The sequence below is a fragment of the Frankia gtarii genome, from assembly GCF_025403375.1.
GTDB lineage: Bacteria > Actinomycetota > Actinomycetes > Frankiales > Frankiaceae > Frankia > Frankia gtarii.
Window position 1 is genome coordinate 1 of record NZ_JAMPTM010000172.1, and the last position, 14,199, is coordinate 14,199.

General features: G+C 68.7%; 13 protein-coding genes. 6 read left to right on the plus strand and 7 right to left on the minus strand.

All coding sequences use genetic code 11. The features are described 5' to 3' along the window. Window positions 1-126: 126 nt before the first annotated feature. Both NBZ83_RS21620 and NBZ83_RS21625 read left to right on the plus strand, forming a co-directional pair. A complete protein-coding gene (locus tag NBZ83_RS21620) occupies window positions 127-1,275 on the plus strand; it encodes a glutamate--cysteine ligase (protein ID WP_261566589.1) in 1,149 nt (382 codons plus the stop codon). A gap of 86 nt (window positions 1,276-1,361) precedes the next feature. Continuing rightward, window positions 1,362-2,579: an amidohydrolase gene (locus tag NBZ83_RS21625; protein WP_261566588.1), complete on the plus strand. Its 1,218-nt coding sequence runs from the start codon at window positions 1,362-1,364 to the stop codon at window positions 2,577-2,579. A 96-nt stretch (window positions 2,580-2,675) separates the two neighbouring features. On the opposite strand, the gene NBZ83_RS21630 is transcribed toward NBZ83_RS21625, so the two are convergent. Further along, on the minus strand, window positions 2,676-3,116 hold the full coding sequence (locus tag NBZ83_RS21630) for a gamma-glutamylcyclotransferase family protein (protein ID WP_261575688.1): 441 nt from the start codon (window positions 3,114-3,116) through the stop codon (window positions 2,676-2,678). A gap of 191 nt (window positions 3,117-3,307) precedes the next feature. Between NBZ83_RS21630 and NBZ83_RS21635 the strand changes: the two genes are divergently transcribed. Together NBZ83_RS21635 and NBZ83_RS21640 are read left to right on the plus strand one after the other, a co-directional pair. Further along, complete coding sequence (locus tag NBZ83_RS21635) at window positions 3,308-4,789, plus strand: NAD(P)H-quinone dehydrogenase (protein ID WP_261566629.1); 1,482 nt, start codon at window positions 3,308-3,310, stop codon at window positions 4,787-4,789. 464 nt (window positions 4,790-5,253) lie between these two features. After that, window positions 5,254-6,006 (plus strand): HNH endonuclease signature motif containing protein, encoded by a 753-nt coding sequence (locus NBZ83_RS21640; protein WP_261575689.1) that lies wholly within the window; start codon window positions 5,254-5,256, stop codon window positions 6,004-6,006. A 13-nt stretch (window positions 6,007-6,019) separates the two neighbouring features. Here the strand turns inward: NBZ83_RS21640 and NBZ83_RS21645 are convergent, their stop codons facing one another. The 4 genes from NBZ83_RS21645 to NBZ83_RS21660 form a co-directional block, all read right to left on the minus strand. Then, the gene (locus tag NBZ83_RS21645) at window positions 6,020-6,418 is read right to left on the minus strand and encodes a DUF5313 family protein (RefSeq protein WP_261566585.1); all 399 of its coding nucleotides are present in this window, start codon (window positions 6,416-6,418) and stop codon (window positions 6,020-6,022) included. Between the two features lie 56 nt (window positions 6,419-6,474). Next, the gene (locus NBZ83_RS21650) at window positions 6,475-8,235 is read right to left on the minus strand and encodes an acetyl/propionyl/methylcrotonyl-CoA carboxylase subunit alpha (protein WP_261566584.1); all 1,761 of its coding nucleotides are present in this window, start codon (window positions 8,233-8,235) and stop codon (window positions 6,475-6,477) included. Between the two features lie 116 nt (window positions 8,236-8,351). Beyond that, the gene (locus NBZ83_RS33425; RefSeq protein WP_308203812.1) at window positions 8,352-8,798 is read right to left on the minus strand and encodes an acyl-CoA carboxylase subunit epsilon; all 447 of its coding nucleotides are present in this window, start codon (window positions 8,796-8,798) and stop codon (window positions 8,352-8,354) included. After that, a complete protein-coding gene (locus NBZ83_RS21660; RefSeq protein WP_261566582.1) occupies window positions 8,755-10,350 on the minus strand; it encodes an acyl-CoA carboxylase subunit beta in 1,596 nt (531 codons plus the stop codon). The genes NBZ83_RS33425 and NBZ83_RS21660 overlap by 44 nt, the downstream gene beginning before the upstream one ends. A gap of 393 nt (window positions 10,351-10,743) precedes the next feature. Between NBZ83_RS21660 and NBZ83_RS21665 the strand changes: the two genes are divergently transcribed. After that, the gene (locus NBZ83_RS21665; protein WP_261566581.1) at window positions 10,744-11,592 is read left to right on the plus strand and encodes a biotin--[acetyl-CoA-carboxylase] ligase; all 849 of its coding nucleotides are present in this window, start codon (window positions 10,744-10,746) and stop codon (window positions 11,590-11,592) included. A gap of 74 nt (window positions 11,593-11,666) precedes the next feature. Then, window positions 11,667-12,176 carry a PH domain-containing protein gene (locus NBZ83_RS21670; RefSeq protein WP_261575691.1) on the plus strand — a complete coding sequence of 170 codons (510 nt, stop codon included), beginning with the start codon at window positions 11,667-11,669 and terminating at the stop codon, window positions 12,174-12,176. 64 nt (window positions 12,177-12,240) lie between these two features. Here NBZ83_RS21670 and NBZ83_RS21675 read toward each other — a convergent pair whose 3' ends face one another. Together NBZ83_RS21675 and NBZ83_RS21680 are read right to left on the minus strand one after the other, a co-directional pair. Further along, window positions 12,241-12,951, minus strand: a complete 711-nt coding sequence (locus tag NBZ83_RS21675; protein ID WP_261566579.1) for a hypothetical protein — start codon at window positions 12,949-12,951, stop codon at window positions 12,241-12,243. A gap of 27 nt (window positions 12,952-12,978) precedes the next feature. Then, on the minus strand, window positions 12,979-13,839 hold the full coding sequence (locus NBZ83_RS21680; RefSeq protein ID WP_261575692.1) for a hypothetical protein: 861 nt from the start codon (window positions 13,837-13,839) through the stop codon (window positions 12,979-12,981). Window positions 13,840-14,199: the final 360 nt, after the last annotated feature.

Genomic DNA, 14,199 nt, shown 5'->3' on the forward strand with positions numbered 1-14,199 from the left:
GGTCATCCGGGCGGGGGACGGGGGTAGGAACGGCTCGAATGGGTACTGAGCCCCTGGTGTCCGTGAGCCGAGCGGAACGGTGACGGTTGCCCGGCACCGGCATCGGCCCCGATCCGAGGAGCCCAGGTGCAGATTCCCTTCTCGTCCTCCATGAGCTCCAGTCTCGGAATCGAGTGGGAACTGCAGCTCGTCGACCAACAGTCCCGCGAGCTGCGCGGGGAGGCCACCGCCATCCTCGACGAGCTTCGCGCGAAGATCGGTGAGCGGGATGCCGCCAAGGCGAAGCACGAGCTGTTCGAGTCGACGGTCGAAGTCATCACCGGAGTCTGCGGAACGGTGGGGCAGGCGACCGCGGACCTGGCCGGCACGGTGTCGGTGCTGCGCGATCTGGCGGAGCGGCGCGGCATCGGCCTGATGTGCAGCGGTACCCATCCGATCAGTGACTACGCCGGGCAGCGCATCACCGACGACAACCGCTACTCGCGGCTGGTCGGCCAGATGCAGTGGCTGGCCCGTCGGCTGCTCATCTTCGGCGTCCATGTCCACGTCGGGGTCCGCTCCCCGGACAAGGCGATGCCGATCGTGAACGCCCTGATGGCGCACATCCCGCACTTCCTCGCGCTGTCCGCATCGTCGCCGTTCTGGCTGGGCGGGGACACGGGCCTGGCATCGTCGCGCTCCCAGGTGTTCGCAAGCCTGCCCACCGCGGGCCTGCCCTACCCGTTGGAGGACTGGCCGCACTTCGAGTCCTTTATGGAGACGCTCATCACCTCCGGGACGATCGAGACGATTCGGGAGGTCTGGTGGGACATCCGGCCGCATCCCAACTTCGGTACCGTCGAGCTACGGATCTGTGACGGACTGCCCACGCTGATGGAGGTCGGTGCGGTCGCCGCCCTCGCGCAGTGCCTCGTCGACCGGATGAACACCCAGATCGACCGTGGGTACCGGCTCCCGACGCCGCAGCGGTGGCTGGTGCAGGAGAACAAGTGGCGGGCGGCCCGATACGGTCTCGACGCACAGATTCTGATCGACGGGCGCGGCGAGGTGCGATCGGTCCGCGACGACCTCGTGGACCTCGTGGAGGATCTGCTCCCGGTCGCCCACCGGCTGGGCTGCGCGGAGCAGCTCAACGACGTCCTGGTGATCCTTGCGACCGGTGCGAGCTACACCCGCCAACGGGCGGCAGCCCGGCAGGCCGACGGAGACCTCACCCGAGTCGTCGATACCCTGCTGGAAGAGATGAATACCGGCCGGCCGGTCGTCGACCAGTAGGTGCGTCGGCGGGGCCCGACCGCCCGGTATCCGCAGCCGCGCGTCAGGTCCCGCGTGACGCCCGTAGGGAGGAGTCCGGCCGGCACATGGAGGCCAACGAGACCGCGGCGGTCGCCGGATGGGTGACCACGCACGAATCCGAGCTGGTCGCGTTGCGCCGTGACCTACACGCCCATCCCGAGCTCGGCCGTCAGGAACGGCGCACGGCCGGGCAGGTGGAGGCGAAGCTGCGCGCCGCGGGGCTGTCCCCGCAGCGGTTGCCGGACGTACCCGGCCTGTGGTGTGACATCGGCGCCGGGGTGGACCGTGATCCAGCGGCCCCGGTGGTGGTCGTCCGGGCCGACATGGATGCGCTGCCGCTGTCGGATGTCAAGGACGTTGCGTATCGCTCGACGGTGCCCGGGGTGGCGCACGCCTGCGGGCATGACGTGCACACCACGGTGGTCCTGGGCGTCGGACTGGCCCTTGCCGACTACGCGCGCACGGCGTCCCTGCCGGGCACCGTGCGTCTTGTCTTTCAACCGGCCGAGGAGCTCATGCCCGGCGGGGCGCTTGACGTGATCGACGCCGGCGTGCTGAAGCCGGCCTCGGCGGCGATCGCCGTGCACTGCGACCCCGCGCTGGACGTGGGCACCATCGGCCTGCGGACCGGGCCGATCACCTCCGCGGCCGACGCTATCGAGATCACGGTGGCGGGACCAGGTGGTCACACTTCGCGACCACAGAACACCGTCGACCTGGTGTATGCCCTGGTCCGACTGGCCGCCGACATGCCGGCCGCACTCGGCCGGCTCGTCGATCCGCGGTCGGCGTTGTCCCTCGTCTGGGGCCAGGTGCAGGCCGGTACCGTCGCCAACGCCATTCCGCGCACCGGGCAGCTGCGCGGCACCATCCGCACGCTGTCCCGGGAGACCTGGGAGTCCGTCCCCGCCCTCGTGACTCGGGTCGCCGAGCAGCTCATCGCACCCTACGGCGCGCAGATCGTGGTCGACTACCGGCGCGGCGTGCCGCCAGTGGTCAACAGCCCGGAGGTCGTCGACGTCTTCCAGAGCGTCGTCGACCGCACCCTCGGCCACGGCGCGTCCACCACGGTGGCCCAGTCCCTGGGCGGGGAGGATTTCGGCTGGATCCTCAACCAGGTGCCGGGCGCGCTGGCACGGTTGGGCACCCGAGTGCCCGGGGGTGCCACCTACGATCTTCACCAAAGCGCCTTCGACGTCGATGAGCGCGCCATCGGCATCGGGGTGCGGCTGCTGGCCGGCACCGCCCTGGATCTGCTGCGCCACACCCCGACCAAGCCCTGACCGGCGTCCCGTTCGGCTGCTTCTCGCTCCCTGCTGCCGTCCTCGACCGATCAGCCGGCTTGGATGCCTGCCATCGTGAGCGGCTGGCGATGCAGGCTATGCGGTCGGCCGGGAGCGGAGCTCCTTGACGTAGTCGGCGGGTGCCCCCGCCTTCTCGGCGGAGTCGGCGATCATATCGAGGTACCACCGAGAGGGCAGGCCGCCTTCGTAGGAGTTCAGCACGTAGGTCCAGGCGAGAGCCTCGCCGTCGAGGGTGGAGACCCTGACGCGGATGCGGGTGTACAGACCGGTGTCCGCGCCCTCCCACACGTCGAGCCGTTCCAGGTCATAGCGGTCGAGGTCGTACAGCAGCACGTACGCGTGGTTGCCGGGTGCCTCGACGATCGTGGCCAGAGCCCCGTCCCAGCCCACGTTCTCGCCGCCGAAGGTCAGCCGCCAGCCGTTGATCCATCCAGTGCCGGTGACGGGCGAGTGAGGGGCCCGTTTCTTCATCTGCGCCGGGTCGAGATTGCCGGCGTATGCCGCGTACAAGGTCATCGTCGTCTCTCGGGGTGACGGTGCGTGGCTATAGCTGCTATTTCCGTTTCAAAGCCGGAAGAAGGGGTTCTCGGCAGCCCTCGCGCACGTTGGCTTCCGCCTGCGATCCTACGGAGCTCTCAGCACCGGGAGGAGCGCAGCAGCCAGGGCGGGGGAAGATGAAAGGAGCAGATGTCAGATCGGGAGGGCACGTGACGCGCATCGTCATTCTCGGCGGAGGGCCTGGCGGCTATGAATCGGCGCTCGTGGCAGCGTCGCTGGGCGCGACGGTCACGGTCATCGACTCGGATGGGATCGGCGGCGCCTGCGTGCTCACCGACTGTGTTCCATCCAAGACGCTGATCGCGACTTCGGAAACTATGACCAATCTCGCACTGGCTCCGGGGCTTGGTATCCGCCCGCATGGTCTTGGCACGGGGACCGAACCGGCGCTGCCCGCGGTGGCCTGGGGCATGCGAAGCGGCTTGGACGGGGGTGTCCCTCCGCTTACGCCACCGGAGGTCGTCAGCGTTGATCCGGAACAGGTGTACGAACGGGTCCGAGAGCTCGCGAAGGCGCAGTCCCTGGACATCGAACACCGCCTCGAACGAGAGAAGGTCGAGGTGGTGCACGCGTCGGGTCGGCTGGTCGGACCGCACGCGATCGAGACGAACACCGGTGCGACCTTCGTGGGTGATGTGATTCTCATCGCGACGGGTGCGAGCCCGCGGGATCTTCCGACCGCCCGTCCTGATGGCGAACGCATACTCACCTGGCGCCATCTCTACGATCTCAAGGAGATTCCGGAGCATTTGGTCGTCGTGGGTTCCGGCGTCACCGGCGCCGAGTTCGCCAGCGCCTACCGGGCCATGGGTGCCGAGGTCACCCTCGTCTCGTCCCGCGAACGGGTCCTGCCCGGCGAGGACCCGGATGCGGCCCGGGTCATCGAGGACGTGTTCGTGCGGCGCGGCATCGAGGTGCTCAATCGCTCGCGTGCGGCCTCGGTCCGCCGCATCGGTGATGGCGTGATCGTCGAGCTTAGCGACGGCCGCACCGTCACGGGAAGCCACGCTCTGATGGCGGTCGGCTCCGTTCCCCGGACGAAGGGGCTCGGCCTGACCGAAGTCGGCGTCCGCCTCGGTGCCGGGGGGCATGTGAACGTGGATCGAATGTCGCGCACCTCCGTGCCGGGCGTCTACGCGGCAGGCGACTGCACCGGCGTTCTGCCGCTCGCGTCGGTCGCCGCGATGCAGGGCCGGATAGCAATGTGGCATGCCCTCGGAGAGGCGGTGAGCCCGTTGCGACTTGGGACCGTCTCGTCGAACATCTTCACCGAGCCGGAAATCGCCACGGTCGGAGTCACCCAGGTGATGAAGGACACAGGCGCCGTCGCGGCCGAGGTGACGACCGTTCCGCTCTCGCGCAATCCTCGGGCGAAGATGATGGGTATCGAGGACGGTTTCGTCAAACTGTTCTGCCGGCCGGGCAGTGGCAGCGTTCTTGGCGGTGTAATCGTGGCCCCGCGTGCGTCGGAGCTCATCCTTTCTGTGTCGCTCGCCGTCGAGCACGGTCTCACCGTCGATCAGATCGCGCATACCTTCTCCATCTATCCATCACTGTCCGGCTCTATCACCGAAGCGGCCCGGGTCCTGCGCCCCCGGGACTTCTTTGCGGGCTTTGACGACCAGGTGTGAGACCGATCTCGACGGGCGTCATCCCTCGAGTGGCTGCTGCGGCCGGCCTGTGACTGGCCGGAGAACAGCCGCGTGGCCGCTCTGCGCCACGATGAATGGTGCGAGCATAGGCCACCCCTGCCGTCGGATCCACCTTCCAGCGTGCTTTCCGGTCTTTCCTGAGGTTGTGGTTGCCATCTGGTCGAGCGAGATGCATACCGAAAACTGATCGCAGATGATTCGGAGGCTCTCTTGATTCGGAGGCTCTCTTGAGGTTGTGGTCGTGCACTCCTTGCGGGTTTTCTTACGCTTGGCAGCCGGCCTGGCGCAGACGGTTGGCGTGAGCTGTGCTTCCGAACACGGGTTCGATTACTGGGGTTGATGATCTCTCTCGCTCCCCGGTCGTCGATCGCGCAGATATGGGTCGAGCAAGTCTTTCTTCGGAGCCCGATCCTCCCGGAGATTTCCTCGTGGTAGGTGGCGCGGTGTATTCATTTTCCGAATTTTGGAAGGCGAATGATCTCGGCGGAGTGTCTGATTGTGCAGGGGGCGCGGGCGTCCCGGACCTGGATGTCCTGGCTGCGGGAGAGGGTGGCGACGTCGGCATACTGGAATCGCCGTTCGCACGCCAGGTGGCAGATCTCGACGCGAGCGATTGCCGGCGGCTCGACGTAGAGATCGGGCGGGAGATCGCGCGCTGGGAGGCCGCGCGCCTGGTTGTCCGGGCGAGGTTCGCTCAGTTACGGCCGCCCGAGCTCGACGGCGGCGAACAGCGCTACCAGGCCTTCGACGAGTTCGCCGGGGACGAACTGGCTGCCGAGCTGAAGCTGTCGCCGGCAGCGGGCAAAGTGGTGGAGGTCGTCAGCCGGCGATTCCCGTCCGCAGTGTTGGCGCGGCATGTCCGGGTTCGGAACCTCACCCGCATTTTTCCCGGCTGCGACAAGCCTTCAACCGCCTGCGATCTCGACCATATCCGGCCACACGGGCAGGACGGCGAGACGGGTGAACGCAATCTCGGCCCGGAGTGCCGGCGGCATCACCGGCTCAAGCACGCCGCGGACCGGCCTTTCGGAGCCGCGCATCCCCTACGCACGACCCGACGATGCGGTGGAGGGTGCATCCGGAAAAACCCGGACATTTCATCTGGACGAGTCCTGAAGGTCAGACGTACCACGTGGGTCCGGAGCGCCATGGCGAAAACTGATCGAGCGTGGGCGCCGATCAGGCGGATGGAATGATCAGAGGTCGATGCTACTCGTCGTCATCGTCATCGCTCGCCGAAAAAATCGGTGGGAAACCGTGTTGCTCCAGCCTCCGGTTCCGGAAGAATCCGCCGGTGGCGAAGCCGAGCCCTGCCCCGGCGACCAGGAGGAACGCGACAGTGGCCGCGCGAACGGCTACCTCGCCCGGAAGCAGGGCGAAGATCACGGCAAACGGCAGCATCAGGCTGAACGGGCGTGCCGCCTGCCGCGTTCGCCAGCCAGGGCTGGTCAGATCTCTGGAGATCCACGCGTTGTAGGTGGCGGGAAGCGTCCCACCGAGGAGATAGTAGATGCGGCCCGTCAGCGGTGGCCGTTCGGCCTCCGCCGATGGTGCCGTCGCCTCCGGGCCCTGCCCGCGCACCGTCGCGCTGTCTTCACCACCGTCCATACCCGCAGCTTACGAAGTGAACGGCGGTGAGGACAGCTGACGGCTGGCGAACCAGATCAGTCCTTGATCTCACAAAGGACGGCGCCGCTGGTGACCACCGCACCCACGGCTGCGGACAGACCGGATACGGTGCCGCCCCGATGAGCGTTGATTGGCTGCTCCATCTTCATCGCTTCCAGCACGATGATGAGGTCGCCGACGGCGACCGTGTCGCCGTCGTTGACCGCAACCTTCACGATGGTGCCCTGCATGGGACTGGTAAGGGCATCACCGGTCGCCTTGGTGGCCGCCGCACCACGTGCCCGCCGCTTGGGCGCGGCGCCGCGCGACGCGGTCGACGTCGAAGCGACTCCGAGGCCGGCCGGCAGCACGACTTCGAGGCGCTTGCCGTCCACCTCGACGACGACCGTTTCCCGTGGCTCGGGGGTGGTGTCGGCGTCCGTTCCACCGGTGAAGGCGGGGATGGTGTTGTCGAACTCGGTCTCGATCCAACGGTTGTGGATGCGGAACGGCTCCGCCGCGTCGTCGGGAGCGAAGGCCGGATCCCGCACGACCGCACGATGGAACGGCAGCGCCGTGGCCATGCCGTCCACGACGATCTCGTCCAGGGCGCGACGGGCACGCTCTAGAGCCTCCTGGCGGGTGGCCCCGGTGACGATGAGCTTGGCGAGGAGGGAGTCGAAAGCGCCCCCGATCACGCTGCCGCTTTCGATTCCGGCGTCGAGGCGCACGCCCGGACCGGCCGGCGAGACGAATTTCGTCACCGTCCCCGGAGCGGGAAGGAATTTGCGGCCGGGGTCCTCGCCGTTGATCCGGAACTCGATGGAGTGGCCACGGGGTGCGGGGTCGGTGAAGTCGAGCGCCTCACCCTCCGCGATCCGGAACTGGGCGCGAACGAGGTCGACACCGGATACCTCTTCGGTCACCGGGTGCTCGACCTGGAGCCGGGTGTTCACCTCGAGGAAGCTGATCATGCCGTCCCGGGCGACCAGGAATTCCACGGTTCCGGCACCCACGTAGCCGGCCTTCCTGCAGATTGCCTTGGACGCCTCGTAGAGCGAGGTGAGCTGCTCTGTGGAGAGGAACGGCGCCGGCGCCTCCTCTACGAGCTTCTGGTACCGCCGCTGCAAGGAACAGTCACGGGTGCCGACGACGACGACGTTGCCGTGGGTGTCCGCAAGGACCTGGGTCTCTACGTGGCGGGGCTGGTCGAGGTAGCGTTCCACGAAGCATTCGCCCCGACCGAAGGCGGCGACCGCCTCCCGGACCGCGCTGTCGAACAGCTCGGGCAGTTCCTCGGCGGTCCAGGCGACCTTGAGCCCTCGGCCACCGCCACCGAACGCGGCCTTGATGGCGACCGGCAGGCCATACTGCTTGGCGAAGGCAACCACGTCTTCGGCACCGGCGACGGGATCCGCGGTGCCCGGCGCGAGCGGAGCGCCGACGGCCAGCGCGATGTGGCGGGCGGCGGTCTTGTCGCCGAGGCGGCGAATGGCCTCGGGCGGCGGGCCGATCCAGGTGAGGCCGGCACCGATCACAGCCTCGGCGAAATCCGCGTTCTCCGAGAGGAAGCCGTATCCCGGATGAACCGCGTCGGCTCCGGACGACTTGCAGGCATCGAGTATTTTGTCGATCCGGAGGTAGGAGTCGCCTGGCGTCGTACCACCCAGCGCAAATGCCTCGTCGGCGACGCGCACATGCAGTGCGTCGATGTCTGGCTCGGCGTATACCGCGACGCTCGTGTAACCGGCGTCGCGGCATGCGCGGGCCACCCGAACCGCAATCTCTCCCCGGTTGGCGATGAGGATCTTACGCACGTTGCTCCCGTCCTCGTCCGACCAGCCTGAAGTCTAGGCGAGTCGGGCCGCACAGTTTGCTCTCGTTGCGTCTGGATGTGATGCCACAGACATCCAGGCGTCATCTATCCGTTCGGTTACCAGCCAGCTCGGGTGCGCACACCCGGGCTCATTCCGGAGCGTCGCCACGAACCTGCCCCGGTGGTGAGTGGGCCGCGCACCGCCTGAGCCGGATCCGCCCATGCGGAGCGGACGGTGGACGGACTCTCCGCCGGGACCGCACGGGCCGCGAAGAACGCGACCACCGCGGCGATCTCCTCGGGTGTCGCGTTCCCACGGATCAAACGTAGCCGGGGTGGGTTGGTTCGCCCGTCGTCGTCCTGGGCCACGGTCCTCTCCTCACTCGACTTCCTCCGCCTGCCTGCCGTCCGCAGCGTGCCGTCTGTGTTCCATCCGCATCCCTCGGCGGCCCCTCGCCCGTCCGGCAGCGTGACCACGTGGGAAACGGATCGATGGGCACCGGTGAGGACCCGGGCCGAACTAAAGCGGGATGTTGCCGTGCTTCTTCGGTGGCAGGGACTCACGCTTGGTGCGCAGCAGGCGCAGAGCCCGTATGATCTCGCGGCGCGTCTCGGAAGGGTTGATCACCGCGTCGAGGTACCCACGTTCCGCCGCGATGTACGGAGTCGCGAAATGATCATTGTAGTCCTGGATGAGCTCCGCCCGGCGGGTTTCCGGGGACTCGGCCTTGGCCAGGTCACGCCGGTAGATGATGTTCACAGCCCCGCGGGCACCCATGACGGCGATCTCGGCGGTCGGCCAGGCGAGGTTGATGTCGGCCCGCAGGTGCTTCGACCCCATCACGTCGTACGCGCCGCCGTACGCCTTCCGGATGATGACGGTGACCTTGGGAACGGTCGCCTCCGCGTAAGCGTAGATCAGCTTGGCGCCTCGACGGATGATCCCGTTCCATTCCTGGGAGGTGCCGGGCAGGAAGCCGGGCACATCGACCAGAGTCAGCACCGGGATGTTGAAGGCGTCGCAGGTCCGGACGAAGCGGGCGGCCTTTTCGCTGGCGTCGATGTCCAGGGTGCCGGCGAACTGCATCGGCTGGTTGGCCACGACGCCGACCGACCGCCCGTCCACCCGGCCGAAACCGACGATCAGGTTCTGGGCGAACTGCGCGTGGACCTCGAGGAAGTCGCCGTCGTCGACCAGCCGCTCGATGATCTGATGCATGTCGTACGGAGTGTTCGGGGAGTCCGGGATGAAGGTGTCGAGCTCGGGGTCGATCTCGGCGGCCGGATCGTCCACTGCGTCGTAGCTGGGGGCGTCGTCGAGATTGTTCGACGGCATGAACGACAGCAACGCCCGGGCGAGCTCCAGGCACTCCGCCTCGTCGGCCGCCTGAAAGTGCGCGACTCCGCTGCGGGAGTTGTGGGTGGCCGCGCCGCCCAGCTCCTCCATGCCGACGTCCTCACCGGTGACCTCTTTGATGACGTCTGGGCCGGTGATGAACATATGGCTGGTCTGGTCGACCATCAGGGTGAAGTCCGTGATCGCCGGAGAGTACACGGCGCCACCAGCACACGGGCCCATGATCAGAGAAAGCTGCGGGACGACTCCGGACGCCATGACGTTCCGGTAGAAAATCTCGCCATACAGGCCGAGTGAGACGACGCCCTCCTGGATGCGAGCTCCGCCGGAGTCGTTGATGCCGACGACCGGACAGCCGGTCTTCAGCGCCAGATCCATGATCTTGACGATCTTCTCGCCGAAGACCTCTCCGAGGCTTCCACCGAAGACTGTGAAGTCCTGGCTGAACACACAGACCTGCCGGCCGTCGACGGTGCCGTACCCTGTCACCACACCGTCGCCGTACGGGCGGTTGGCCTGGACGCCGAAGTCATGCGCCCGGTGCCGGGCGAACGCGTCGGTCTCGACGAACGAGCCCGCGTCGAGGAATGCCTCGATCCGCTCGCGGGCGGTCATCTTGCCCTTGGCGTGCTGGGCGTCTACGGCCCGCTGAGACCCGGCATGGACCGCGTCTTCGTTCACGCGCCGCAGTTGAGCGAGTCGCCCTGCGGTGGTGTGCGGGTCGGGAGCAGAATCCTCGGCGGACGCGGGAAGAGCCATAGGCCGCAGCGTACGACCCCTATGGGCTCACGTGCTCGACTGTTGTGGAGTTGATCTCATCGATTGGCTGGAATCTCCGGCTACCTTGCGACGGTCCGTATCGAAGGTCACAGCTCCCACACATGTATGCCCGGCCGCCTGCCCCGGGGGACCGGTCGTCGGGCCGCCAGCCGCATCGCTACTCGTGGTGGCGCTCTGGTGCGTGTCCCGGCTGCCGGACAGTGTCCGCGCGAGTTGCGCGGGGTGTTCTGGCAGGCTGTCTCCGTGAGCTCGACGCCGGATTCTTCACCCGCGGAGCCCGCGCGGGATGCAGCTGTTCCGTCACCACCGCCGACGGCGTCCCCGCCGGTGCGGCCGGGCTCGGGCATCGGCATCGGCCGGGGCCGGCCAGCGATGTCGCCCGGTGACCGAGGTCCGCTCGACGCCGCCCGGCTGACGGCCGCCGCGGCGGCGCTCGGGCTGGACCTGGCGACGATCCCGGAGATCGACTCGACCAATGCGGCCCTGGCCCGGATCGCGAGGGGAGAGACCAGCGATCCGCACCCGGCCGGGCTCTCGTGGCAGTGGCGCGAGAGCGAAGGGCCCGACGGCGCCGCCCACGGCCGTGGGCTGGTCCTCGTCGCCGAACGGCAGACCGCCGGGCGCGGGCGTCTCGACCGTTCCTGGCTGTCCCGACCCGGCGCCGGTCTGACCGTGTCCCTGCTCTTCCGGCCGCGGATCGTGGTTTCACGGCTCGGCTGGCTGCCGCTGGTCGTAGGGACATCGCTGGTTTCCACGCTGCGGGCCGTCGCCGGCGTGCCCGCCGTTCTCAAGTGGCCCAACGACGTCCTGATCGAGGGCGCGAAGCTTGCCGGGATCCTGGTGGAGGTCGTTCCGGTTCCGTCGTCCGCGCCCTCGGTGGTCATCGGCTTCGGACTCAACGTGAACGCGGAACCCGACGAGTTGCCCGATCGGTCCACGAGCCTGCTGCTCAGCGGTGCACATCCGGCTGCGCTGGACCGGACCGAGCTACTCGAGCGGATCCTCGACGGGCTCATCCACGCGCTCGCCGCCTGGGAAGCTGATCCGCAGACGGCCCGCGCCGCCTACCTGGAGGTATGCGCGACGATCGGCCGGGAGGTTCGCGTCGAGCTCCCGGACGGCTCCGTCGACACCGGGAGGGCGACGGACGTCGATCCTGAGGGGCGGTTGGTGGTGGCCGGTCGTGCCTACAGCGCCGGCGACGTCGTCCACCTGCGGTGACCGGTGCCCGGCGACCGTCACGAGGGTGAGGGCCCGGGTGTGGCCCGTCGGTGCCGGGTGCGACGATCGTCACCGTGGCGTTTCCCGACGACATCCTTACTCAGGACGAGGAGGTTGTCCTGCATCTACACCCGCACTGGGTCAGCCTGATCGTTCCGGCGCTCTGGACGGTGGTGGCTCTCGTGTTTGCGGTGCTGGGCGTCTTCTTCGCGCCCGGTGGGGTGCTGCAGAAGCCTGTCCAGTACCTGGTGCTGATCGTCGCCCTCGGCGCGATCGGCTATCTGGGCGCGCTGCCCTGGCTTCGCCAGCTGACGACCCATTACGTCGTCACCAACCACCGGTTCGTGATTCGGGAGGGCCTGATCACCCGGGCCGGCCGGGACATTCCGCTCGCCTGGCTGGTCGGTGCGACGGTGCAGCAGAACGCCGTCGACCGTGCGCTGGGGTCGGGAAATCTGATCCTCGAGACGGCGGGGCAGCGCGGTCGGGTCGTCCTGGCGTGCATGCCGCACGCCGACCGGGTCCAGGAGACCCTCGTCGAGCTCTCGGCGCCGTACCGGCCGAGGGGCTACCCCGACTACTGAGACCGTCCTGTCGCAGGGCTCGACACTGGCACACCTCGCCCGCAAGGTCTCGCGGCAGGGATCCTCAGATCGGGTCGTACTCGCGCCACCAGGCCAGGAGCTGGCCCGCATCGGGATCTTCGGTGCTGAAGCCGAGGAGCTCGTCGTCCACGGTCCAGTACACCGTGAATCGGCCCGCTCCGGCCACGCAGAGGAAGGTGCCGCGGCGGCGGGCGCTGTGCGCCCAGCGCTCGACGCTGCTCTGGCCCCGGCGGCAGTCTCCGGCGTCGATGATCGCCGCCGACCGACGATCGACGTCGCCCCGCAGCGCTGCCGCGTCCCGGTACCGGATGATCGACAGCCGCGCCGGTGCCGGTGCCTCGGTGGCAACCCCGGGTGCGCAGGCCAGCGCCGCCACCACCCCGTCATCGACACGGGGAGCAGCACGGCAGTCGGAGACCGCGAACGGCCGCAGCGAGGCCAGCAGCCGGGCGTCAGCCGAATCGAGCGTCGCGCTCGGCGTCGGGCTCTGGGCCATGCCACCGCCAGGTCGGTCGGCATGCGAACCGGTGCTGCTCGGGGCGGGCGGGGTGGTGGTTTCCTGGTCGGAACCACTGGTTACCAGCAGCCCGACGGCAACGCCCGCCCCGATGATGAGCGCAGCGGCGCCGCCGGCGATGCCGGCTCGCCGCCGGCCACCGCCGGCGCCCGGGGCGCGATGATTGTCGCGCTCAACCAGCGGTCCAGCTGGGCCGTCTGCCGGCTCCGGCGGTGTGCTCCCAGCGGGATCCTGCATACCGTCCGCCCTCCCGAACGAGATCACTCAGCGGCGCAGCGGGTCGAACGAATGCCACCAGTCGTTGATGTGAGCCGCCGCCGGATCGTCTGCGGTGAAGGCGATCAGGCGGCTGTCGTACGTCCAGAACTCGTAGAACCGATTCGCGTAGAAGTAGCAGAGACGGCTGCCACCGCTGGCCTCGGCCGGCGAGTTCCACTGTTCCGAGCTTTGCTGCCCATCGTCGCAGTTGCCCTCGTCGGTGTAGAACGTCTCCCGGGCGCCGATCTGCCGATCCAGCGCAGAACGGTTCGGGAAGTGGAACGCCCTGACCTCCATGCCCGAGGGCGTCTTGCAGATGAGGGTGGCGTCTGCGTAGGCGCTGTCGCTGTGTGCCGGAGTGGTGCAACCGGTCATGACGGCGGGATTGAGCAGCGATCGCAGGACCTCCGGTGGACTGCCGCCGGCCCCACCCCCCGTGCCTGGTGCGGCGGATGCCGTCCCGGCCTCCGCCGGGCGGGCCGGGACCGCGGCGGCGATCGAGTCACCGCTGCCGTTACCACCGGTGAAGGCGAGGACTCCGAACACGATCACCAGTACCAGCAGCAGCCCGCCGCCCCCGGCCAACAGGCGTCGGTCGACCAGCACCATGTGCCGGCCGGCCGCGGGCTGGTGGGCGCCCTCCCGCCGCTCGCCGGTCGCCGGTGCGTAGCCATCTCCGGATTGCGGTGGCAGCCCGGGCTGCAGCCCGGGCAGGGACGAGGAACGTCCCGGGTTCGAGGCGGGCGCGGTGGGGACAGCGGGCAGGGGAAAGGCGTTGTCGCGGCCGGGTGCCGTGGGTGGGGGAAACCCGTTCGTACCCGGGCCCGGGGGGAGCGGGCCGAACGACGCAGGGCGGTAGTCCGGCACCGGATATCCGCCACCGGCAGTCGGCGGCGGATATCCGTGGATTGTCCCAGCGGCGGGTGAGGCGCCGAAGCCGGCCGATTCCGGCACCCCTGCTCCGGTGAGGTTGTATTCCCCCGATGCGAGGCCTGGGCCGGTGGGCGGGTCGTCGTCGCCGGGGCCCATGTTCCTGCCGGGGCCGGGGCCGGTGGCAGGGCGGCCGCCGGGGCGTCCCGGGGACGTCGAGCCGGGTGGAGTCAGGCGGTAGGTCAGTTCGCTGTCGCCTGTCCAAGGCGGGGGTGCGCCACCGAGGTTGGGTCCTGACGGAGCGTCGGCAGGGCCGGGTCCACCCGGTCCGGGGCTCGGTGCAGAAGGGGCTCCGGG

What these genes read in the sequence shown, in the direction of transcription:
- NBZ83_RS21625 (WP_261566588.1), top strand. Translation starts at nt 1,362, where the DNA reads ATGGAGGCCAACGAGACCGCGGCGGTCGCCGGATGGGTGACCACGCAC.
- NBZ83_RS21630 (WP_261575688.1), bottom strand. Translation starts at nt 3,116, where the DNA reads ATGACCTTGTACGCGGCATACGCCGGCAATCTCGACCCGGCGCAGATG.
- NBZ83_RS21645 (WP_261566585.1), bottom strand. Translation starts at nt 6,418, where the DNA reads ATGGACGGTGGTGAAGACAGCGCGACGGTGCGCGGGCAGGGCCCGGAG.
- NBZ83_RS21660 (WP_261566582.1), bottom strand. Translation starts at nt 10,350, where the DNA reads ATGGCTCTTCCCGCGTCCGCCGAGGATTCTGCTCCCGACCCGCACACC.
- NBZ83_RS21665 (WP_261566581.1), top strand. Translation starts at nt 10,744, where the DNA reads ATGTCGCCCGGTGACCGAGGTCCGCTCGACGCCGCCCGGCTGACGGCC.
- NBZ83_RS21675 (WP_261566579.1), bottom strand. Translation starts at nt 12,951, where the DNA reads ATGCAGGATCCCGCTGGGAGCACACCGCCGGAGCCGGCAGACGGCCCA.